Raw genomic sequence first — 19,758 nt, forward strand, 5'->3', positions numbered from 1 at the left:
ATCCTAGCCCTCCCTTATGGATGCGCCAATCCCATATACGGAGGGTCAGGAACGTGGCAGATAGGCCTCCGCAAAACACAATTTCCGGGGAGCGAACAAATGCTGTTTCCAACCACCATCGCCGGCTCGCTGCCGAAGCCCGAATGGCTCGCCGAGCCGAACAAGCTGTGGCCGACCTGGCGCTCCTCCGGCGACGAACTGCTGCGCGCCAAGCGCGACGCGACGCTGCTGGCGGTGAAAGTGCAGGAAGATGCCGGCGTCGACATCGTCACCGAAGGCGAGCAGGCGCGGCAGCATTTCGTCCATGGCTTTCTGGAAAAGGTCGACGGCATCGACTTCGCCCACAAGGTCGAGATGGGCATCCGCAAGGACCGCTACAAAGCGATGGTGCCGCAGGTGATCGCGCCGCTGCAGCTCAAGGGCCGCGTGCACGCCTTCGAGGCGCAGGCTGCCCGCGCGCATACGACGAACAAGTTCAAGTTCACGCTGCCCGGCCCAATGACCATTATCGATACCCTGTCGGACAGCTATTACGGCGACCGCGTCAAGATGGCCTTTGCCTTCGCCGAACTGCTGAACCAGGAAGCGCTCGCGCTGCAGGCCGACGGCGTCGACATGATCCAGTTCGACGAGCCTGCCTTCAACGTCTTCATGGACGAAGCCGCCGACTGGGGCGTCAAGGCGCTGGAGCGCGCCGCGCAGGGCCTCACTTGCGCGACTGCGGTTCACATCTGCTACGGTTACGGCATCAAGGCCAATACCGACTGGAAGGAAACCCTCGGCAGCGAGTGGCGACAGTATGAAGAGATCTTCCCCGCCATCGACGCCAGCCCGATCCAGCAGGTCGCCATCGAATGCCGCAATTCGCGCGTGCCGCTGGAATTGCTGGGACTGCTGAAGAACAAGATCGTGCAGGCCGGTGTGATCGACGTCGCCAGCGATGAGGTCGAGACGCCGGAAGACGTCGTCGCCGCCATCGAGGCCGTGATGAAGCACGTGCCGAAGGACAAGATCGTGCCGACGACCAATTGCGGCATGGCGCCGATGCAGCGCGATATCGCCGAGGCGAAGCTGAGGGCGCTGGGTGCAGGTGCGAAGCTGGCGAGGCAGAAACTGGGGTAAGACGTTCCCCGCAACAAACGCCGTCATGCCCGGCCTTGTGCCGGGCATCCACGTCTTAACACCAAGCAAGAAAAGACATGGATGGCCGGGACAAGCCCGGCCATGACGAATTCTAGTTTCCCGCGGCAGCACTCGCATGCAGCACCGGACGATAGCCGGCGCGAAATGCATTCAGCGTCGATGGCGGCGTCAGCAATTGCGCGTCGACGAGCTCGACATCCACTACGCTATACCCGGCAAACGACCATCGCAGCGCACACCCCTGCGCGATCAGAAAGCTCTCACCACCCGCCTGCACCATCGCTCCGTCCGGCAGTGCGGCAATCGTTCCATCCAGCGGATGCACTCGCTTCTTCCTGTGATCCACCCGCTCACGATGCAGCACCGCATCGATCTCCGTCGCCCGCACACGCGTGACGCCGTTGCCCTCCTCCCACGCTGCGCGAAAGCGGTTCGCGTCATCACGGCGGCAGTAGAAGCATGGGCGGTGACCGGCGGCGAAGGATGTGGCCTCGTCGAGGAAGAACAGCTCGGTCCAGCTACGTGTCGCCATCACATCGCGGCGACGCCCGCGAAACTCGCAGACGCAAGTGATCCAGGCCGGATTGGACCAGCGCCTGTTCAGGAGCGTTTTGGTCGAAGGATCGTGGATGATGCCACGATTGCCGGTGAACGTCCCGCGCTCCGGTGTCGCGACGATATCGCCTGACGGCATGACACGATTTTGCAGCGGCAATCGCGTCTCCTCGCAACGAGCGCCTAGCCCGCGCCTTCGCGCATCGGCGGCTGGAACGACAGGCCGAGATCCCACGGAAAGAAGATCCAGGTGTCCTGCGAGACTTCGGTGATGTACGTATCCACCAGCGGCCGCCCCATCGGCTTGGCATAGACAGTCGCGAAGTGAGCTTTCGGCAGCATGTCGCGAACGATGCGCGCCGTCTTGCCGGTATCGACGAGGTCGTCGATGATCAAGAGGCCCTTGCCGTCGCCGCCGCCGAGTTTCAACGCATCGGCCGAGAGCCCCTTCAGTACCTGCAACTCGCCGCGCTTGTTGTGCTCATAGCTCGCGATGCACACCGTATCGATGACACGGACGCCGAGCTCGCGCGCCACGATCGCAGCCGGCACAAGCCCGCCACGGGTGATGGCGATGATCGCATGAAATGGACCGGCGCTGTTCAGCCGCCAGGTCAGCGCGCGGCAATCGCGATGGAATTGATCCCAGGACACCGGGAATGCCTTGCCGGCGCGCTCCTCAGCACTCAATTCCGGATGATCGGCCATGTTCGTCTCCTCACATCGGTCGCCCTCAGGCGGCCGGACTTATGTTGATCTACTCGTTAGTTCACTCTTGATTTCACTTAGGCGCGTTGATTGTCGCCAACATCGCTTTGACGGCCTCCATTGCCGCATTGAGCTTATCCTGATCGCGCGAACGCACCACCAGATTGGTGTTCGGCTTGCCCTGTTCGTCCATGAACGGATAGCTGCCGATGATCGTATCCGGATGCGCCTTCGCGATATCGCGCAGCGGACCACCGACGTCCCCCTCCCGCGCATTGGCCTTCACCGTATCGGATAGCATCCGCAAACCAGATTTCAGCTTCGGCGACACGATGTCCATCATCGCCTGCATGATCGTCGGCACGCCGGCCATCACGATCACATTGTCAATCTTGAAGCCGGGCGCCAGAATGGTCGCGCTCTGGATCAGGTCGGCGCCGTCAGGGATGCGTGCCATCCGCAGCCGGGCTTCGTTCAGGTCGGCGCCGAAGCGCTCCTGGAAACGTGCGACCACTTCGGGATGATGATCGATCTTGACGCCGAACGCCTTGGCGACCGCATCCGCTGTGATGTCATCGTGGGTGGGGCCGATGCCGCCAGTGGTAAAAACGTAGGTGTAGCGTTTACGCAGCGCATCGAGCGCAGCGATGATGTCCGGCTCGTCGTCGGAGACGACGCGGACTTCCTTGAGATCGATGCCGATATTGGTGAGATACTCAGCGATGAAGCCGATGTTCTTGTCCTTGGTCCGGCCTGACAGAATCTCGTCGCCAATCACCAGGATGCCCGCAGTTACAATCTCGGTCATTTGTCGTTCCCTACCATTCCCGGGACCATGCGCAGGCAAAGTCCCGATGTCACGGGGTTTTGCTGCCGAAACGAGCAGCGTCCAGCCGTTTTTTCAGGCAGCTTTACACGCATCTCATACGAATTGCTCTTGTTGAATGCATATCGTGCTGGCCCGCCCCTTGCTACCATCCCTTTCAGTCGTGCAATCTCCGTACGGCCTCGAAACAACAGTCAGGGTACATGGCAGTCGCGTTCGACGAAATGAACGGGCCTCAAGGCGAGCTCCGCCCGGCCTATGAAGAACTCTCCCGCTGGCTCAAGGAGACGCCTCCGGACGCTTTGGAACATCGCCGCCAGGAAGCGGAGCTGCTGTTCCGCCGGATCGGCATCACCTTCGCGGTTTACGGCGACTCCGAATCCACCGAACGGCTGATCCCCTTCGACGTCATTCCGCGGATCATTTCCGGCAAGGAATGGACCCTGCTGGAAAAGGGCCTGAAGCAGCGCACCCGCGCCATCAACATGTTCCTCAAGGACATCTATCACGGCCGGGATATTCTCCGCGCCGGCCTGATCCCCGATGACCTGATCTTCCAGAATCCAGTGTTCCGTCCGGAGATGAACGGCCAGGACGTCCCCCACGATGTCTATGTGCACATTGCCGGGATCGACATCGTCCGCACCAATCCGGACGAATTCTTCGTTCTCGAAGACAATGCCCGCACGCCCTCCGGCGTCTCCTACATGTTGGAGAACCGCGAGATCATGATGCGGCTTTTCCCCGACCTGTTCGCGCGGCATCGCGTCGCGCCGGTCGAGAAATATCCCGACGAGCTATTGTCCTGCCTGCGCTCCGTCGCACCGCGCTCGGCCTCGACAGAGCCCACCGTTGCGCTGATGACACCCGGCGTCTACAACTCGGCCTATTACGAACACTCGTTCCTCGCCGACAAGCTCGGGGTCGAACTGGTCGAGGGCCGCGACCTCATCGTCAAGAACGATGAAGTCTTCATGCGCACCACCGAAGGCCTCAAACGCGTCGACGTGATCTATCGCCGCGTCGATGACGATTTCCTCGATCCCCTCACCTTCCGCCCGGATTCAGCGCTCGGCGTCCCCGGCCTGATGTCCGCCTATATGGCTGGCAACGTCACGCTGGCCAACGCAGTCGGCACCGGCATCGCCGACGACAAGGCGATCTACAGCTACATGCCGGAAGTGGTGAAGTTCTATCTCGGCGAAGAGCCGATCCTGAAGAACGTTCCGACCTGGCGCTGTCGCGAAGCGGGCGATCTCGCTTATGTGCTCGATCACTTAAGCGAACTCGTCGTCAAGGAAGTCCACGGCTCCGGCGGTTACGGCATGCTGATCGGGCCTGCTGCTACAAAAGCAACGATTGAAGCTTTCCGCGACAAGCTGAAGCGCGAGCCGGAAGGCTTCATCGCCCAGCCGACGCTGGCGCTCTCGACCTGCCCGACCTGCACCGAGTCAGGCCTCGCACCGCGGCATGTCGATCTTCGTCCCTTCGTGCTCACCGGCAGCAAGAACGTCTCCATCGTCGCAGGCGGGTTGACCCGCGTCGCGCTGAAGGAAGGCTCGCTGGTGGTGAATTCCAGCCAGGGCGGCGGCACCAAGGACACATGGATACTGGACGAATAACTCTCGATATAGGCAACCGGACTTCGACCGACGACCCAATTTTCAAAGAGTAACATCCCCGCATGCTGTCGCGCACCGCCGAGAACCTTTACTGGCTAGCCCGCTATGTCGAACGCGCCGAATATCTCGCGCGCACGATCGAGGCGACACTGCGCGTCACCGCGCTGCCGAATACCTATATCGGCCAGACCAACGAATGGGATTCGGCGTTACTGACCGCAGGCGTCAGCGCGGCCTTTTACGAGATCTATGAGGAAGCCAACGAGACCAATGTCGTCGAATATCTCTCGTTCTCGACGGCCAATCCCTCCTCGATCCGCAACTGCATCGAAGCCGCACGCCTGAACTCGCGCTCGGTCCGCACCGCACTGACCGGCGAGATGTGGGACACGATCAACAGCGCGTGGCTGGAGCTGCAATCCGCCTGGAGCGGCGGCGCCAAGACACGCGAGCAACTGGCGAACTTCCTCCGCTTCGTGCAGGAAACATCGCTGCGCTTCGACGGCTCAGCCTACCGGACCATGTTGCGCAACGACGCCTACTGGTTCTCGCGGCTCGGCCTGCATCTGGAGCGCGCCGACAACACCGCGCGCATTCTCGACGTCAAATATCATCTGCTGCTGCCCGAGGACGAACATGTCGGCGGCCCGCTCGACTACTATCAGTGGACTTCGATCCTACGCTCGGTCTCCGCGCTGACGGCCTATCACTGGGTCTATCGCGAGACGCTGAAGCCCTGGCTGATCGCCGACCTGCTGATCCTCAACGACACGCTGCCGCGCTCGCTGGCGAGCTGCTATGGCAATCTGGTCCGCAATCTCGACCAGATCGGCGTGTCCTATGGCCGTCAGGGCGCAGCGCAGCGCCACGCCCGCGGCGTCCGAAACCGGCTCGAACACAGCAACATGCAGGATATTTTCCAGCATGGGTTGCATGAATTCATCCAGGAATTCATTGCAGATAACAGCCGTCTGGGCGACATCATTGCCAAACAATACCTGATTTGAGCTAGCGTCCCGGCTCATCTGCAGATTCGGACACGTTGCCATGCGCCTGCGTATCGCCCATTCGACGACCTATCGCTACGAGCCGCCGGCTTCGGGCGTGATCCAGATTTTGCGGATGACGCCGGGCAGCCATGACGGCCAGTATGTCGCCGAGTGGCAGATCGACGTCTCCACCGATTCCCGCCTCGATCTCCATGAAGATGCATTCGGCAATGTGACCCATGTGCTGACCCATGGGCCGATCGCCGACCTCACCGTGACCGTCGAAGGCCTGATCGACACCCAGGACACCGGGGGCGTGCTGAAGGGCACCGATGAGCGATTTCCGCCGAGCTTCTTCCTGCGCCAGACCGACCTGACCGACGCCAGCGCAGCGATGCAGGCTTTTGCCAAGGACCTTGCGCCAAGCGCCGAAACCGACGTGCTCGGCTTCCTGCACGCGCTGATGATGGCCATCAACGAGCACATGACCTTCGACGTCGATCCAACCAGCACCGGCACCTCGGCCAGCGAGGCCTTCATCGGCAAGCGTGGCGTCTGCCAGGATTACGCGCATATCTTCATCGCCTGTGCCCGCTCGGCCGGCGTCCCTGCCCGCTTCGTCTCCGGCCATTTCTGGCGTGCCGATGGCGAGACCAACCAGCAGGCCGGGCATGCCTGGGCCGAGGCCTACGTGCCGGATCTCGGCTGGGTCGGCTTCGACCCTGCCAATGCCATCTGCACCACCGACGCCCATGCCCGCGTTGCCATCGGCCTGGATTACCTTGGCGCAGCCCCTGTCCGCGGCACCCGTTATGGCGGCGGCACGGAAACCCTGACCGTCGCCGTCAAGGTCGATCAGGCCAATGGCCGCGGCCAGTCGCAGTCGCAGAGCCAGTCCTGAACAACCTCAAACTGGTTTTCCGAGGTTGCCCGGTCGATACCCACCGCGTAAGACGCTTCCCTGATTAAGGGACCGACGATGACTTATTGCTGCGGAATTCTCGTCAAGGACGGCCTGGTGATGATCGCGGACACGCGCACCAATGCCGGGCTCGACAATATCTCGACCTTCCGCAAACTGCATATCTTCAACCAGCCCGGCGACCGCATCATGGCGGTGGCCTCCGCGGGCAATCTGGCAATCAGCCAGTCGGTGCTCTCCACCCTGAGCGAGGGCCTCGAGAACCCGACCACCGGCGAGCTGGAGACCCTGCTGAACGCACCTACGATGTTTCAGGCTGCGCAGCGCATCGGCCGCGCCATCCGGCACGTCAACGCTACCGAGGGCAAGGCGCTGGAGGCCGAGGATATCAATTTCGACGTCTCGTTCCTGTTCGGCGGCCAGATCAAGGGCGCCAAGATGCGGCTGTTCATGATCTACCCGGCCGGCAATTTCATCGAATGCACGGTGGACACACCCTATCTGCAGATCGGCGAGCACAAATACGGCAAGCCGGTACTCGACCGCGCGATGCATTACGACGTCGAATTGTACGAGGCGCTCAAGACCGGCCTGATCTCGATGGACTCGACCATGCGCTCGAATATCGGCGTCGGCCTGCCGATCGATGTGCTGGTGGTGCGCGCCGATGTCTGCGATGCCGATCTCAATCACCGTATCGAAGCCGGCGAGCCCTATTTCCACGACCTGCGCTCGCGCTGGTCGGCAGCACTGCGCGCGGCACATCAAAACATTCCGCGCCCGCCCTACAAGAAAGACAATTGAGCGCGGCCGCGATGACTGCCGCCCCGATGAAATGGCGCATCATGACGGAGGCAGATCTGTCGTCCGTCCTCGCCATCGCCGATGCCGTTCATCCCGATTTCCCCGAAGATGAGGTCGTGTTCGCGAACCGCCTGGCGCTCGATCCCAACGGTTGCGCCGTGCTCGAAGCCCAGGACGGGATCAAGGGTTATCTCGTCAGCCATCCCTGGCAATTCAGGGAGCCGCCGTCACTGAACAGCCTGCTGACAATGCCCGCAGCGCCCTCGACCTTCTACATTCACGATCTCGCATTGCTGCCCGAAACCCGCAGATCCGGCGCGGCGACTGTGGCCGTCGATATGATGGCGGCACGCGCCCGGCTGATGCAACTGCCCAACATGACGCTTGTTGCCGTCAACAATTCAGTTCATTTTTGGCAACGGCACGATTTCACCATCATGCGCGATTCCGAACTGGATCAAAAACTGCAAAGCTACGGCGACAACGCACGTTTCATGGTCCGGGACCTCACTCAAAAAGACCTCTCGTAAAAAGAAAACAGGGACGAAACAGATGACCAACAAGATCGCACTTGTGACCGGAGCTGGCACCGGCGTCGGCCGTGCCGCATCGCTCGCGCTGATGAATGCGGGCTTCACCGTCGTGCTCGCCGGTCGCCGGCTCGAACTGCTGCAAGAGACCCAAAAGCTCGGCGCGGCCAATGGCGGCAAGAGCCTCCCCGTGAGCGCCGACATGGCGGACCCCGCCTCCATTGCCGCGCTGTTCGCTAGGACCATGCAGGAATTCGGCCGGCTCGACGTGCTGTTCAACAATGCCGGCATGGGCGCGCCCGCGATTCCGTTCGAAGACCTCGGCCTCGAACAGTGGCAGGCTGTGGTGAACACTAATCTCACCGCGCCGTTCCTGTGCACGCAGCACGCCTTCCGCATCATGAAGGATCAGACGCCCCGCGGCGGCCGCATCATCAATAATGGCTCGATCTCGGCGCATGCACCGCGCCCGTTCTCCGCCGCCTACACGTCGACCAAACACGCCATCACCGGCTTGACCAAGGCCAGCAATCTCGACGGCCGCGCCTATGACATCGCCGTCGGCCAGGTCGATATCGGCAACGCCGCCACACCCATGACCGACCGCATGGTCAACGGCCCCGGCGTGCTGCAGCCCGACGGCACCTCGAAGCAGGAGCCACGCATGGACGCCAAAGCCGTCGGCGACGCTGTCGCCTATATGGCTGGCCTGCCGCTCGACGCCAATGTGCTGACCATGACGGTCATGGCGACAAAGATGCCGTTCGTCGGACGCGGCTAAAACGTAACCTGCCCCAGCGGCATTGCGATTGCATGACATGGGAAGCCGCGGCATCATCGCCGCGGTTTCGGGGGATTTATGCTGCAGCTACAATCGGCGTTCGGCGTCATCGCACTTTTGGGGATCGCCTGGGCGCTCGGTGAAAACCGCAGCAAGGTGTCGCTGAGACAGGCCGCGATCGGTCTCGCATTGACGATCGTCGCTGCCGTGATCCTGCTTAAGCTTCCCGTCGTGACGCGCGCCTTCAGCAGCATCAACGATGCTGTCAGTACCATCGCCGCAGCGTCGCGTGCTGGCACATCCTTCGTGTTCGGTTATCTCGGCGGCGGCGCATTGCCGTTCGATCTCAAGAATCCCGGCGCGGATTTCGTTCTCGCGCTTCAAGCACTTCCCGTGGTGCTGGTCATCAGCGTGCTGACCAGCCTGTTGTTCTACTGGCGTATCCTGCCGCCGATCGTGCGCGGCATGGCGTGGCTGCTCGAACGCACGCTCGGCATCGGCGGCGCGGTCGGACTGTCAACGGCCGCGAACATCTTTCTGGGCATGGTCGAGGCCCCGTTGTTTATTCGCCCTTACCTCGCGCAGCTCACGCGCAGCGAACTGTTTCTGGTGATGACGGGCGGTATGGCGGGGATCGCCGGTACAGTGCTGGTGCTCTACGCCACTTTCATGGCGCCACTGATCTCCGATGCATCGGCGCATTTCGTGATTGCTTCCGTGCTCTCGGCGCCAGCTGCGATCCTTGTCAGCCTGATCATGGTGCCTGAGACGGAGGATCGTCGCACCGGTGGATTGCTCGCCAATCCGGACGCATCGGCCACGAGCACGATAGATGCGATCGTCAAGGGCACGAGTGCAGGCATCGAGCTACTCGTCAACATCATCGCCCTGCTGCTGGTGTTCGTGGCGCTGATGTATCTCATGAACGCGATCCTCATGATGATGCCCACCGTGGGAGGCAACACGCTGTCAGTACAGCGCATGCTGGGTTACGTGATGGCACCGGTGTGCTGGCTGATGGGCCTGCCGTGGGACCAGGCGCTGACCGCGGGCTCGCTGATGGGCGTCAAGACGATCCTCAACGAGTTGATCGCCTATGTTCAATTGGCGAAGCTCGGTCCCGATGCGCTGGATGCACGCTCGCGCCTCATTATGCTTTATGCGCTGTGCGGATTTGCAAATTTTGCCAGCCTCGGAATTATGATCGGAGGCCTGGGCACCATGGCGCCGGAACGTCGTAACGAAATCAACGCGCTCGGTGTGAAGTCGATCGTCTCGGGGACGCTGACGACCTGCCTGATGGGCGCGATCGTCGGCATGCTCACCTGAGATACGCCGCCAGCGCCGGTCAGCCGATCGTCCGCTGCAGCAGATCGAGCCAGTTGCCCGAGCCGAGCTTGCCGAGCAGCGTCTCGGAATAGCCCTTGTCGCGCAAGGCCAGGAACAGCGCCTGCAGGCCCGCGGCGGAGTCGATGGCCTCGGGCACCACCGCGCCGTCGAAATCCGATCCCAGCCCGACGTGATCCTCGCCCAGCTTCTCCAGCAGATAGTCGATCTGCTGCACCATTAGCTCGATGCCGGTGTCGGGCCGCATGCTGCCGTCGGGGCGCAGGAAGCAGGTCGCGAAATTCAGGCCGACCATGCCGCCGGTGTCGCGGATCGCGGCGAGCTGCTTGTCGGTGAGATTGCGCGGCGACGGGCACAGCGCATGGGCATTGGAATGGGTCGCCACCAGCGGCGCCTTCGACAGCCGCGCCACATCCCAAAAGCCCTTCTCGGTGATGTGCGACAGGTCGACCAGAATCTTCAGGTCATTGCAGGCGCCGATCAACCGCTCGCCGGCCGCGGTGAGACCGTCGCCGAGATCGGGCCCGGACGGGAAGTGAAACGGCACGCCATGGCCGAAGATGTTGGTCCGGCTCCACACCGGCCCGATCGACCGCAACCCCGCCGCATAGAGAACGTCGAGGAATCTGAGCTCGGCGTCGATGGCCTCCGCGCCTTCCAGATGGACCACCACGGCCAGCGCCTTGCGCTCAATGGCGGACCGGATTTCGGCGGTGGTGGTGCAGATCGCCACCGCGCCTGCGGAAGCGCGTTCGAGCTGCAGCAGGATGGCCAGTTCGGCGACGACGGAATTGCGGGCCTCGTCCATCGTCAGCGGCTCGGGAAGCGGCACGGCGTAGCGTCCGCCCGTCATCTGCGCCATGAATCCCGCTGACGCCTGAGCCGCCGGCGAATATAGCGCGAACAGCCCGCCGACGAACGCGCCGGCCTTCGCCTTCGGCAGGTCGATGTGACCGGCGGCTTCCCCGGTCAGGAAGTCGGATACCGGATCGTGCGATTGCGATTTGTACAGCCGCAGCAGCACATCGTTGTGACCGTCGAAAACCGGAACGGATGCAGTCATAAGATACTCGTTGAGGGCCAGGGCAGCGACGGGCTCAGCATAGCTGATTCAACGCCGCTGCGACGCGCAAACAAGGCACGCGTCGCATTTCCGCACGCGAACTACCGGACTTCCACCGTCTTGAATTCCGCCGGAAGGATCACTTCAAGCAATTCGCAATTGTCGGAGTAATCGCGGATCAGATGCCTGACGCGCGGCGGCTGGGTCCAGCTCGAGCCCTGGCGCATCAATGTCTCGCCCTCGCCCTCCATGTAAGTCTTCACCCAGCCGTTCAGCACATAGACCAGCTGAAACTCGGCATCGTGATAGTGAAGTTTGGAGACCTCTTTCGGATCGCAAGGTCCGATCAGCCGGATGACATGCGCGTGTGCCAAACCTCCGGTCGCAGCGGCGACGCCGAGATCGCGATACTTCGCATAAGCGCGCAGGCCGTCGCCGAGAAATGCTTCTTCCTGATAGTGGCTGATCGCGACGCGTTGCTTGCGGCGCGGGCCGGGTTTCGCCGCGGTCTTGGCGACAGCTTTTGTGCTCGCCTTGGCCGGCTTACCAACAGAGAGCTTTGCCGCTTTCGCTACTGCCTGTGTCGCAGGCTTCTTCGTCGCAGCCGTTTTCGCCGCGCTCTTTGACGTTCGCTTCAGCTTCGCCATGTCGTGTTTCCCACCCGGCGCAATGCCTAACAAACGGCCAGCGCGTCTGGGAACCTAGCTGTAGTTCAGCACAGCGGCAATTCATCCGGCGCGTTGAGGGGCGCGGACTAGTGCAACCGGAAGACGCCATCCACTGCACGAAGCTCGGCTGGCTTGATCAGTTTCGAATGCGCGACGGTTACCGCAAAGAGCGGGCCATCGAGCTTCTCTTGCCAGAAATCCAGGAAATCCTTCAGCGCGGGAAACTTCGGAAACAGATCATAGTTCTGCCAGACATAGGTCTGCAGCAGCGAGGGGTGATCGGGCATGCGGTAGAGGATCTGCGCCGTCGTCAGTCCGTAGCCAAGCACCTGCTTTCTGAAATCGTCAGAAGCTGCATTTCTCGAGACCATGTTCAACCTCCATGGACAGAGCGCATTCGGCTAAGTGGATTCCGGTTTGACGTCGAACTTCGCTCTGCTCTCCTGTGACCGTGCTGACTGCAGCGAACCGGCTTCCACTTCGCCCATGACAACACGATGCATGAAATGTGACGCAAGCAACGTCTTCATCACAAGCTTAAAAGTTTAATAATGAGTTGAAAGTCGAGCGTTAGCAGCAGCTTACCGCGAATGCTAACGCATTCGATGGCCGGTATCGGAGGATTTTAACCAATTCTGGCACCCGTCATATTTGAGTGCCAAAATATTTGATACAGACCCTTGCCGGTGGGGAACGTTCGGCCTATGTCCGGACCAGCTGCGCTGGCACTTGTTGGCTCAGACTGCCAATTTAAATTTCTCAAGCATCTACAGAAACTTAGGAGGACTGCATGAAATTCCGTCCGCTTCACGATCGCGTTGTGGTCAAGCGTATCGACGCCGAAGAGAAGTCCGCTGGCGGCATCATCATTCCGGATAGCGCCAAAGAGAAGCCCTCCCAGGGCGAGATCGTCTCCGTCGGCCCGGGCGGCCGCGACGAAGCCGGCAAGCTGATCCCGATCGATCTGAAGGTCGGCGAGCGCGTGCTGTTCGGCAAGTGGTCGGGCACCGAGGTCAAGATCGATGGTCAGGACCTGCTGATCATGAAGGAAAGCGACATCATGGGCGTCCTCGAAGGTGCCGCTCCCGCCAAGAAGAAGGCCGCTTAAGCGCCTTTTCCCCACCCATCCTGATTTTCAAGGAAGCAAAACATGTCAGCTAAAGAAGTGAAATTCGGCGTTGATGCCCGCGACAAGATGCTGCGCGGCGTCGACATTCTCGCCAACGCCGTGAAGGTGACGCTCGGTCCGAAGGGCCGCAACGTCGTCATCGACAAGTCGTTCGGCGCGCCCCGCATCACCAAGGACGGCGTCACCGTCGCCAAGGAAATCGAGCTCGACGACAAGTTCGAGAACATGGGCGCCCAGATGGTGCGCGAAGTGGCCTCGAAGTCGGCCGACGCAGCCGGCGACGGCACCACCACTGCTACCGTGCTCGCCCAGGCAATCGTCCGTGAAGGCGCCAAGTCGGTTGCTGCCGGCATGAACCCGATGGATCTGAAGCGCGGCATCGACCTGGCTGTGGAAGCCGTGGTTGCTGACCTCGTCAAGAACTCCAAGAAGGTCACCTCGAACGACGAAATCGCCCAGGTCGGCACCATCTCGGCGAACGGCGATGCGGAAATCGGCAAGTTCCTCGCAGACGCGATGAAGAAGGTTGGCAACGAAGGCGTCATCACCGTTGAAGAAGCCAAGTCGCTCGAAACCGAACTCGACGTCGTCGAAGGCATGCAGTTCGACCGCGGCTACATTTCGCCCTACTTCGTCACCAACGCCGACAAGATGCGCGTTGAATTCGACGACGCCTACATCCTGATCAACGAGAAGAAGCTCTCCTCGCTGAACGAGATGCTGCCGCTGCTCGAAGCCGTCGTGCAGACCGGCAAGCCGCTCGTCATCGTCGCGGAAGACGTCGAAGGCGAAGCTCTCGCCACCCTCGTCGTCAACCGTCTGCGTGGCGGCCTCAAGGTTGCTGCCGTCAAGGCACCGGGCTTCGGCGATCGCCGCAAGGCCATGCTGCAGGACATCGCGATCCTGACCGGCGGCCAGGCGATCTCGGAAGATCTCGGCATCAAGCTCGAGAACGTCACGCTCGCCATGCTCGGCCGCGCCAAGAAGGTGATGATCGACAAGGAAAACTCCACCATCGTCAACGGCGCCGGCAAGAAGGCCGACATCGAAGCACGCGTGGCGCAGATCAAGGCGCAGATCGAAGAGACCACTTCGGACTACGACCGTGAGAAGCTGCAGGAGCGTCTCGCCAAGCTGGCTGGCGGCGTTGCCGTCATCCGCGTCGGCGGCGCGACCGAAGTCGAAGTGAAGGAGCGCAAGGACCGCGTTGATGACGCGATGCATGCGACCCGCGCTGCGGTTGAAGAAGGCATCGTCCCCGGCGGCGGCGTCGCTCTGCTCCGCGCTTCGGAACAGCTGAAGAAGATCAAGACCGCGAACGACGACCAGAAGACCGGCGTCGAGATCGTCCGCAAGGCCCTGTCGGCTCCGGCTCGCCAGATCGCCATCAACGCAGGCGAAGACGGTTCGGTCATCGTCGGCAAGGTCCTCGAGACCGCGACCTACAGCTACGGCTTCGACTCGCAGACCGGCACCTACGGCGACATGCTCAAGAAGGGCATCATCGATCCGACCAAGGTTGTCCGTGCAGCGATCCAGAACGCAGCTTCGGTTGCCGGCCTGCTGATCACCACGGAAGCCATGGTTGCCGAGCTGCCCAAGAAGGGCGGCGCAGGCGCAGGCGGCATGCCTCCGGGCGGCGGCATGGGCGGCATGGACTTCTAAGTCCAGCCATTCAGGCACGTATCAAGAATGCAAAACCCCGGCAGCGATGCCGGGGTTTTTGTTGCTGCCTCAGGCGACCTCGACCACCGTTGGCTGCTCGACTGAACAAGCCAGGATCGCCATCAGCAACCCGGGAAACCGCGCTTCGATATCGGCCGCCCGCACCGCGTTTTGATGCTCGACGCCCTTCTTGCTGGTCTGGATCAGACCCGCCTCGCGCAACACGCGAAAATGGTTCGACAAAGTGGACTTGGCGATGGTCGGGCATGGCGACGCCGCCGTGCAGGACAGGCAGCCGCTCTCCTGCAGCAAGCCCCGGACGATCTGCAGCCGAATGGGATCAGCCAGCGCCGAGAGCACGCCGGCCAGCGTGATGTCCTTGGTCGCGGGGTGAACGAACTGAGCCACAAAAAAGATATAGGCGCCCCCTTGCGTTGGTTCAATAGTTCCATACTTCCGAACTACTGAAGCACCCAAGAGGGATCACGACCATGACCAAGACATTCGAAGGCAAAGTTGCGCTGGTGACCGGCGGCTCAAAGGGCATCGGCGCTGAAATCGCCATCCAGCTCGCCGCCGGGGGCGCTGCTGTCGCCGTCAATTACGCATCCAGCAAGAAGGGCGCCGACGAGGTCGTTGCGAAGATCACCGCCAAGGGCGGCAAGGCCATCGCCGTGCACGGCAATCTCGCCGAACCGGACGGCGCCAAATCCGTGGTGGCCGAGACCGTCAAGGCGTTCGGGCCGATCGACGTTCTCGTCAACAATGCGGGCGTCTACGAATTTGCCCCTCTCGACAGCATTACGCCGGAGCACTTTCACAGGCATTTCGATCTGAACGTGCTCGGGCTGCTGCTCGCCTCGCAGGAAGCGGCCAGACACTTCAACGCCAATGGCGGCAGCATCATCAACATCTCATCGGGCGTCTCGACGATCACTCCACCGGGCTCGGCGGTCTACACCGCGACCAAGGCCTCGGTCGATGCGATCACATCGGTACTGGCAAAGGAGCTTGCGCCACGCAAGATCCGCGTCAACGCCGTCAATCCCGGCATGATCGCGACCGAGGGCGTGGTGTCGGCCGGATTCCATGAAGGCGACATGCGCAAGTGGATTGAATCCGTCACGCCCATGGGCCGCATCGGCAAGGTTGAGGAAATCGCGTCCGTCGTGGCCTTCCTGGCTTCTGATGCGGCATCCTATGTGACCGGCGAAACGCTGCACGTTACTGGCGGATTCAGATAACGCGCAGTTCGACGGTTCGTCCGACATACCTCAAAGGCGGCGCAATCGGCGCCGCCTTCTTCGTTCGCGTCAAACCTGGTCCGCTTTGCATCAATCATCATCACCGCTGGCCGGCGGCATCTGTGGCATCGACGGTGTCTGCATGCGATCCGGAGCCGAAGGCTGTGCTCGCTCGCGCATTGGCATCTGCCCACGCATCATCTGAGCCTGATCGTGCTCGATCTGCGGAAAGAACACATCATAGCAGGCGCGGCTCAAGCGCGGTCCTGCGCTGCGCAAGCAATTTTCTACCCGCCCCTCATCCGGCATTGCCGATGTACAGAGGCGAAACGCATCCGGCGTGCAGGCTTCGCGCTGCGCCTCCGTGCCGCTGCCCAAAGCCACGACGCTGGAACCCGCAATCAATGCCACCGCGGTCGTCAGGCTTGTCAGAGTGTTTGCCATCGGTCCTGTCCTTACGAAGTTATGACAGGTGAAATTCTCAGCGGCGCGCTCGGTTCCTTCCTGGCCGCTCACATGCTGCTGAAAATGCAGGCCTAAGCGAGTGTAACGACAGAGCCCACAAAGCGAGTCAGTTGACCGCCTGCGTGCTTTCGTCGATCTCGTCGGTCCACACCTTGAAACTCACCAGCGTGTTCGGCCCAAAAGTTTGCGTGATCGGCACATCCGCGGCATCGCGGCCCTGCGCGATCAACACACGTCCGATGCGCGGGATGTTGTTGCGGGCGTCAAATGTATACCAGCGGCCGCCGATATAGGCTTCGAACCAGCCGGCGAAATCGCCGTCGGCCCATGGCTTCGGCATACCGATGTCACCGAGATAGCCGGTGCAGTAGCGCGCTGGAATATTCATGCAGCGGCAGAAGGTGATGGCCAGATGTGCGTAGTCGCGGCAAACGCCCTTCCCCTCGTTGTAAGCGTCCCAGGCGGTCTTGGTCGCGCGTGCGTGCTCGTAACCGAACTGGATATGGTTATGCACGAAATCGCAGATTGCCTGCACGCGCGCCCAGCCAGGCACAGTCTTCTCAAACAGCTGCCAGGCGACGTCCGACAGCCGATCCGTCTCGCAGTAACGGCTGCCGAGCAGATAGACGATCGTCTCGGCCGGCAGATCCTCTACCGCGTGCTGGATGGCTGACGGCACGATAATGTCCGGCTTGCCGCTATCGTTGACGATCCCGTCGGCTTTGAACGTGATGCGGCCCGTCGGCGCAACAATGCGGCTGCACCAGTTGCCAAAGCCATCGCGATAGGGCGTGATCGGAACTGAGGGATTTATCGTGAGATAGTCCGGCACCACCACGTCGGAGGCACGCGTGAAGTGCATGCCCATCACGATCATGACGGGCGTCGGCTGCGGGAAATCATAGATCATCTCGTAGCCAACACGGATCTTCATGCAAAACACCTCATCCCGGCAAATCGTTGATTTCAAAAGCGAGACATCGCAAGCGTTGCACATTGCACGACGATCTTGCGAGAAAAACCCAGCGCAAGCGTCGGCGAGAATGTCATCGATGTCAGATACATCCTCGAAATGGCGACAAAACGTCCAATAACAAGACAATCATAGCGAAATTCGACGAAACACCGGATCGCTCAAAGAAATCGATGGCTAATGTCTGTGAATAGGCGCACGCTGAACGGATGCCGGATCTCAGCAGCGACATGCGCGCGTGACCACGAGATCGCGCCGTGAGACCGTTACTTTCAAGCATCCTTTCCAGTTGAAGGGCCTTGGTCGTTTGATCCCGGCAGGGTCGTATGACGTCATCACCGATGAGGAGATGATCGAGGGACTGTCCTTCGCCAGCTATCGGCGCACGGCGACCATGATCATCGTGCCTGGTGCACCGCCCCATACAAGTTCCATGGAGATGATCTCCATTGGGTCGCTTGAGCTGGCGGATGTGCAGCGCATTGATGCGAGCGCACCATGACCGACACTCCCGTCGAGCTGGATAGCCGCCGCGGCATGGCGGCACAGAAAGCCACCGATATCCGACGCAGTCTCGCCGAAGTCAGATCCAATGCCGCAGCACTGCGTGAGCGGCAGCTGGCACTCGAAGAGCAGTTACTGACCACGCCGGCCACCACATGGCCTGAGGCTGCAGCAAAGGCGCGCTACGTCCTCAATCTCTACGGCGCATCGCTCAGCGCACAGGATACCCAGCACCGCGATCTGATCGCGATCGTGCTGGACGACTTCACGCGGCTTGCCGCCAACGACTGATCCCATCATTACGCAGGTCGCAGCGATCCCGCAGCAGCCAGCGCTCAACCGAAAGCATCCTCATGCAGAACCTCTTGCACCGTCACGTTCAAGTCGCAGAATCTCTCCGCCTCGGCGTCGAGTCCGGCTGGTACAGCACCAAGATCAGCGGAACCTTTGTTACGGGCCCACATCCCACCGAGGCCGAATGCTTGCGCAAGATCGCTGAACTCAACCCTGTTGTGCCGAAGCGCAAGGCCTAACGCGGGAAGACGACGATGGCGCTTACACACGGTGTTTTCCAAAGCTTCGAATATAATCGCATGGTTGTCCTGTTCTCGATGATGAATGACGCGACCGAAGTCACCTGCGCGATCAGCACCAGTGCGATGGACGAGCTCGAAAAGGCGAAACGCACCAAGCCTGAACAACGCGAGGAGCAATTCGTCCGGCTGCGTGATCGCATCGAGGCCTGCGCAGCGCGCAAATTCGCGAACGCCGAATTTGAGGGCAAGCCGCCCGGTATCGTGCTGCGCAGCATCGATTTCCGGTAGCCTCTCCCACCATTGAACCCTTCCTCCTCGCGGTGTGACCAACGCCTGTCACACGCGAGAGGTCGAGCCATGCGCCACTTTCCAAGCCTGAACCGTTGCGCCATCCGCGTCCTGTTCGCTGCCATGCTGGCGAGCGCAGCAATGCCGATCGCGCAAGCTGCCGCCGACGATGCACAGCAATGTACCGATGCCTCCGGCGTCCTGGCGATCGCGGCCTGCGACCGCGCCATCGCGTCAGGCAACTACCGCGGCCGCCAGCTTGCCGAGCTGCATTTCAACCGTGCCTTCGAATATAATGAACGGCACGAGAGCGGCCCTGCCATGGCTGCCTTCGACGAAGCCATCCGCCTGAACCCGGATTATGCCCGCGCCTATTTCATGCGCGGCAATCTCTGGCTCGCCCGCGGCGACAACGACCGCGCCATCCGCGACTTCAACGTCGCGCTGGATCTCGATCCCAACAACACCGATGCCTATGTTAATCGCGGTGTCGCCTGGTACGCCAAGGATGACAACGACCGCGCCATTGCCGACTACGACATGGCGATCCGTCTCAATCCGCAGGAAGCCGGCGCCTATAGCAATCGCGGCGGCGCCTGGCTGGTGAAGGGCGATCATGCACGCGCCATCGCCGATTTCGGCGAAGCAATCCGGATCAATCCGAACGACCCCTGCCCGGTGTTCAACCGCGGCTTCGCCTTCAGCCTGAAGGGGGACAACGATCGTGCCATCGCCGACTACAACGAGGCGATCCGCATCGCACCGACCTATGTGGCGGCGCTGACCAATCGTGGCAGCGTGTGGTCCGACAAGGGTGACAATGACCGCGCCATGGCCGATTTCAATGCGGCGCTGCGCATCAATCCGAAATACGCCAAGGCGCTCTATTTGCGCGGCATGACACGGCTTGAAATGGGCGACATTACGGGCGGCGCGGCAGATGTCGCGAGCGCACGAAAGATCGATCCGAAGGTCGGCTCATAGTGCCGACCACGC

At 61.4% G+C, this 19,758-nt stretch carries 25 protein-coding genes; 16 read left to right on the plus strand and 9 right to left on the minus strand.

The features are described 5' to 3' along the window. The first annotated feature begins 99 nt into the window (after positions 1 to 99). Positions 100 to 1,122, plus strand: a complete 1,023-nt coding sequence (locus RSO67_RS06670; RefSeq protein ID WP_315842847.1) for a methionine synthase — start codon at positions 100 to 102, stop codon at positions 1,120 to 1,122. Between the two features lie 112 nt (positions 1,123 to 1,234). Here the strand turns inward: RSO67_RS06670 and RSO67_RS06675 are convergent, their stop codons facing one another. The 3 genes from RSO67_RS06675 to RSO67_RS06685 form a co-directional block, all read right to left on the minus strand. Then, positions 1,235 to 1,858, minus strand: coding sequence for a hypothetical protein (locus RSO67_RS06675; RefSeq protein ID WP_315842848.1), 624 nt, complete (start codon positions 1,856 to 1,858; stop codon positions 1,235 to 1,237). A gap of 23 nt (positions 1,859 to 1,881) precedes the next feature. Next, positions 1,882 to 2,406 (minus strand): xanthine phosphoribosyltransferase, encoded by a 525-nt coding sequence (gene gpt, locus RSO67_RS06680; protein ID WP_068736116.1) that lies wholly within the window; start codon positions 2,404 to 2,406, stop codon positions 1,882 to 1,884. A gap of 73 nt (positions 2,407 to 2,479) precedes the next feature. Then, the gene (locus RSO67_RS06685; RefSeq protein WP_309948719.1) at positions 2,480 to 3,214 is read right to left on the minus strand and encodes a competence/damage-inducible protein A; all 735 of its coding nucleotides are present in this window, start codon (positions 3,212 to 3,214) and stop codon (positions 2,480 to 2,482) included. A gap of 221 nt (positions 3,215 to 3,435) precedes the next feature. Between RSO67_RS06685 and RSO67_RS06690 the strand changes: the two genes are divergently transcribed. From RSO67_RS06690 to RSO67_RS06720, 7 genes are all read left to right on the plus strand, one after another. Next, a complete protein-coding gene (locus RSO67_RS06690; RefSeq protein WP_315842849.1) occupies positions 3,436 to 4,854 on the plus strand; it encodes a circularly permuted type 2 ATP-grasp protein in 1,419 nt (472 codons plus the stop codon). A 62-nt stretch (positions 4,855 to 4,916) separates the two neighbouring features. Beyond that, positions 4,917 to 5,861, plus strand: a complete 945-nt coding sequence (locus tag RSO67_RS06695; RefSeq protein WP_068736110.1) for an alpha-E domain-containing protein — start codon at positions 4,917 to 4,919, stop codon at positions 5,859 to 5,861. Between the two features lie 40 nt (positions 5,862 to 5,901). Then, positions 5,902 to 6,744: a transglutaminase family protein gene (locus tag RSO67_RS06700; RefSeq protein WP_315842850.1), complete on the plus strand. Its 843-nt coding sequence runs from the start codon at positions 5,902 to 5,904 to the stop codon at positions 6,742 to 6,744. A gap of 78 nt (positions 6,745 to 6,822) precedes the next feature. Then, positions 6,823 to 7,569 carry a proteasome-type protease gene (locus tag RSO67_RS06705; protein WP_315842851.1) on the plus strand — a complete coding sequence of 249 codons (747 nt, stop codon included), beginning with the start codon at positions 6,823 to 6,825 and terminating at the stop codon, positions 7,567 to 7,569. A 41-nt stretch (positions 7,570 to 7,610) separates the two neighbouring features. Then, the gene (locus RSO67_RS06710; RefSeq protein ID WP_315842852.1) at positions 7,611 to 8,099 is read left to right on the plus strand and encodes a GNAT family N-acetyltransferase; all 489 of its coding nucleotides are present in this window, start codon (positions 7,611 to 7,613) and stop codon (positions 8,097 to 8,099) included. 22 nt (positions 8,100 to 8,121) lie between these two features. Continuing rightward, a complete protein-coding gene (locus RSO67_RS06715) occupies positions 8,122 to 8,880 on the plus strand; it encodes an SDR family oxidoreductase (protein ID WP_068736102.1) in 759 nt (252 codons plus the stop codon). Positions 8,881 to 8,958: 78 nt separating this feature from the next. Next, positions 8,959 to 10,209 carry a NupC/NupG family nucleoside CNT transporter gene (locus tag RSO67_RS06720; protein WP_315842853.1) on the plus strand — a complete coding sequence of 417 codons (1,251 nt, stop codon included), beginning with the start codon at positions 8,959 to 8,961 and terminating at the stop codon, positions 10,207 to 10,209. Between the two features lie 19 nt (positions 10,210 to 10,228). Here the strand turns inward: RSO67_RS06720 and RSO67_RS06725 are convergent, their stop codons facing one another. From RSO67_RS06725 to RSO67_RS06735, 3 genes are all read right to left on the minus strand, one after another. Then, positions 10,229 to 11,290 (minus strand): dipeptidase, encoded by a 1,062-nt coding sequence (locus tag RSO67_RS06725; protein ID WP_315842854.1) that lies wholly within the window; start codon positions 11,288 to 11,290, stop codon positions 10,229 to 10,231. 101 nt (positions 11,291 to 11,391) lie between these two features. Then, positions 11,392 to 11,937, minus strand: a complete 546-nt coding sequence (locus RSO67_RS06730) for a cupin domain-containing protein (RefSeq protein WP_315842855.1) — start codon at positions 11,935 to 11,937, stop codon at positions 11,392 to 11,394. 107 nt (positions 11,938 to 12,044) lie between these two features. Continuing rightward, entirely contained in the window at positions 12,045 to 12,329 is a 285-nt protein-coding gene (locus RSO67_RS06735) for an usg protein (protein ID WP_068736319.1), read from the minus strand. 419 nt (positions 12,330 to 12,748) lie between these two features. On the opposite strand from RSO67_RS06735, the gene RSO67_RS06740 reads away from it, so the two are divergent. Next, entirely contained in the window at positions 12,749 to 13,066 is a 318-nt protein-coding gene (locus RSO67_RS06740) for a co-chaperone GroES (protein ID WP_089264960.1), read from the plus strand. Between the two features lie 42 nt (positions 13,067 to 13,108). Next, positions 13,109 to 14,752, plus strand: coding sequence for a chaperonin GroEL (gene groL / locus RSO67_RS06745; RefSeq protein WP_093756421.1), 1,644 nt, complete (start codon positions 13,109 to 13,111; stop codon positions 14,750 to 14,752). A 69-nt stretch (positions 14,753 to 14,821) separates the two neighbouring features. On the opposite strand, the gene RSO67_RS06750 is transcribed toward groL, so the two are convergent. Beyond that, positions 14,822 to 15,160, minus strand: a complete 339-nt coding sequence (locus tag RSO67_RS06750) for an ArsR/SmtB family transcription factor (RefSeq protein WP_315842856.1) — start codon at positions 15,158 to 15,160, stop codon at positions 14,822 to 14,824. An 83-nt stretch (positions 15,161 to 15,243) separates the two neighbouring features. On the opposite strand from RSO67_RS06750, the gene RSO67_RS06755 reads away from it, so the two are divergent. After that, entirely contained in the window at positions 15,244 to 15,996 is a 753-nt protein-coding gene (locus tag RSO67_RS06755; protein WP_315842857.1) for a glucose 1-dehydrogenase, read from the plus strand. Between the two features lie 90 nt (positions 15,997 to 16,086). Here the strand turns inward: RSO67_RS06755 and RSO67_RS06760 are convergent, their stop codons facing one another. Together RSO67_RS06760 and RSO67_RS06765 are read right to left on the minus strand one after the other, a co-directional pair. After that, positions 16,087 to 16,512 carry a hypothetical protein gene (locus tag RSO67_RS06760; protein WP_315842858.1) on the minus strand — a complete coding sequence of 142 codons (426 nt, stop codon included), beginning with the start codon at positions 16,510 to 16,512 and terminating at the stop codon, positions 16,087 to 16,089. A gap of 55 nt (positions 16,513 to 16,567) precedes the next feature. Next, a complete protein-coding gene (locus RSO67_RS06765; protein WP_120292670.1) occupies positions 16,568 to 17,395 on the minus strand; it encodes a transglutaminase domain-containing protein in 828 nt (275 codons plus the stop codon). Between the two features lie 277 nt (positions 17,396 to 17,672). Between RSO67_RS06765 and RSO67_RS06770 the strand changes: the two genes are divergently transcribed. The 5 genes from RSO67_RS06770 to RSO67_RS06790 all read left to right on the plus strand — a co-directional run bounded on the left by RSO67_RS06770 (position 17,673) and on the right by RSO67_RS06790 (position 19,746). Then, positions 17,673 to 17,936 (plus strand): hypothetical protein, encoded by a 264-nt coding sequence (locus RSO67_RS06770; RefSeq protein WP_093756427.1) that lies wholly within the window; start codon positions 17,673 to 17,675, stop codon positions 17,934 to 17,936. Continuing rightward, a complete protein-coding gene (locus RSO67_RS06775) occupies positions 17,933 to 18,229 on the plus strand; it encodes a hypothetical protein (RefSeq protein WP_315842859.1) in 297 nt (98 codons plus the stop codon). The genes RSO67_RS06770 and RSO67_RS06775 overlap by 4 nt, the downstream gene beginning before the upstream one ends. Positions 18,230 to 18,291: 62 nt before the next feature. Further along, the gene (locus tag RSO67_RS06780; protein WP_068736084.1) at positions 18,292 to 18,471 is read left to right on the plus strand and encodes a hypothetical protein; all 180 of its coding nucleotides are present in this window, start codon (positions 18,292 to 18,294) and stop codon (positions 18,469 to 18,471) included. Between the two features lie 15 nt (positions 18,472 to 18,486). Continuing rightward, positions 18,487 to 18,762: a DUF1488 domain-containing protein gene (locus tag RSO67_RS06785; RefSeq protein ID WP_089264967.1), complete on the plus strand. Its 276-nt coding sequence runs from the start codon at positions 18,487 to 18,489 to the stop codon at positions 18,760 to 18,762. Positions 18,763 to 18,831: 69 nt separating this feature from the next. After that, positions 18,832 to 19,746 carry a tetratricopeptide repeat protein gene (locus RSO67_RS06790; RefSeq protein WP_315842860.1) on the plus strand — a complete coding sequence of 305 codons (915 nt, stop codon included), beginning with the start codon at positions 18,832 to 18,834 and terminating at the stop codon, positions 19,744 to 19,746. Positions 19,747 to 19,758: the final 12 nt, after the last annotated feature.

This window comes from Tardiphaga sp. 709 (assembly GCF_032401055.1).
GTDB lineage: Bacteria > Pseudomonadota > Alphaproteobacteria > Rhizobiales > Xanthobacteraceae > Tardiphaga.

Coding starts and splice junctions, on each gene's coding strand:
- RSO67_RS06735 (WP_068736319.1), bottom strand. CDS start 12,329: ATGGTCTCGAGAAATGCAGCTTCTGACGATTTCAGAAAGCAGGTGCTT.
- RSO67_RS06715 (WP_068736102.1), top strand. CDS start 8,122: ATGACCAACAAGATCGCACTTGTGACCGGAGCTGGCACCGGCGTCGGC.
- RSO67_RS06775 (WP_315842859.1), top strand. CDS start 17,933: ATGACCGACACTCCCGTCGAGCTGGATAGCCGCCGCGGCATGGCGGCA.
- RSO67_RS06685 (WP_309948719.1), bottom strand. CDS start 3,214: ATGACCGAGATTGTAACTGCGGGCATCCTGGTGATTGGCGACGAGATT.
- RSO67_RS06710 (WP_315842852.1), top strand. CDS start 7,611: ATGACGGAGGCAGATCTGTCGTCCGTCCTCGCCATCGCCGATGCCGTT.
- RSO67_RS06790 (WP_315842860.1), top strand. CDS start 18,832: ATGCGCCACTTTCCAAGCCTGAACCGTTGCGCCATCCGCGTCCTGTTC.
- RSO67_RS06705 (WP_315842851.1), top strand. CDS start 6,823: ATGACTTATTGCTGCGGAATTCTCGTCAAGGACGGCCTGGTGATGATC.
- RSO67_RS06780 (WP_068736084.1), top strand. CDS start 18,292: ATGCAGAACCTCTTGCACCGTCACGTTCAAGTCGCAGAATCTCTCCGC.
- RSO67_RS06755 (WP_315842857.1), top strand. CDS start 15,244: ATGACCAAGACATTCGAAGGCAAAGTTGCGCTGGTGACCGGCGGCTCA.
- RSO67_RS06695 (WP_068736110.1), top strand. CDS start 4,917: ATGCTGTCGCGCACCGCCGAGAACCTTTACTGGCTAGCCCGCTATGTC.
- RSO67_RS06720 (WP_315842853.1), top strand. CDS start 8,959: ATGCTGCAGCTACAATCGGCGTTCGGCGTCATCGCACTTTTGGGGATC.
- RSO67_RS06785 (WP_089264967.1), top strand. CDS start 18,487: ATGGCGCTTACACACGGTGTTTTCCAAAGCTTCGAATATAATCGCATG.
- RSO67_RS06765 (WP_120292670.1), bottom strand. CDS start 17,395: ATGAAGATCCGTGTTGGCTACGAGATGATCTATGATTTCCCGCAGCCG.
- RSO67_RS06725 (WP_315842854.1), bottom strand. CDS start 11,290: ATGACTGCATCCGTTCCGGTTTTCGACGGTCACAACGATGTGCTGCTG.
- RSO67_RS06670 (WP_315842847.1), top strand. CDS start 100: ATGCTGTTTCCAACCACCATCGCCGGCTCGCTGCCGAAGCCCGAATGG.
- groL (WP_093756421.1), top strand. CDS start 13,109: ATGTCAGCTAAAGAAGTGAAATTCGGCGTTGATGCCCGCGACAAGATG.
- RSO67_RS06700 (WP_315842850.1), top strand. CDS start 5,902: ATGCGCCTGCGTATCGCCCATTCGACGACCTATCGCTACGAGCCGCCG.
- gpt (WP_068736116.1), bottom strand. CDS start 2,406: ATGGCCGATCATCCGGAATTGAGTGCTGAGGAGCGCGCCGGCAAGGCA.
- RSO67_RS06730 (WP_315842855.1), bottom strand. CDS start 11,937: ATGGCGAAGCTGAAGCGAACGTCAAAGAGCGCGGCGAAAACGGCTGCG.
- RSO67_RS06690 (WP_315842849.1), top strand. CDS start 3,436: ATGGCAGTCGCGTTCGACGAAATGAACGGGCCTCAAGGCGAGCTCCGC.
- RSO67_RS06740 (WP_089264960.1), top strand. CDS start 12,749: ATGAAATTCCGTCCGCTTCACGATCGCGTTGTGGTCAAGCGTATCGAC.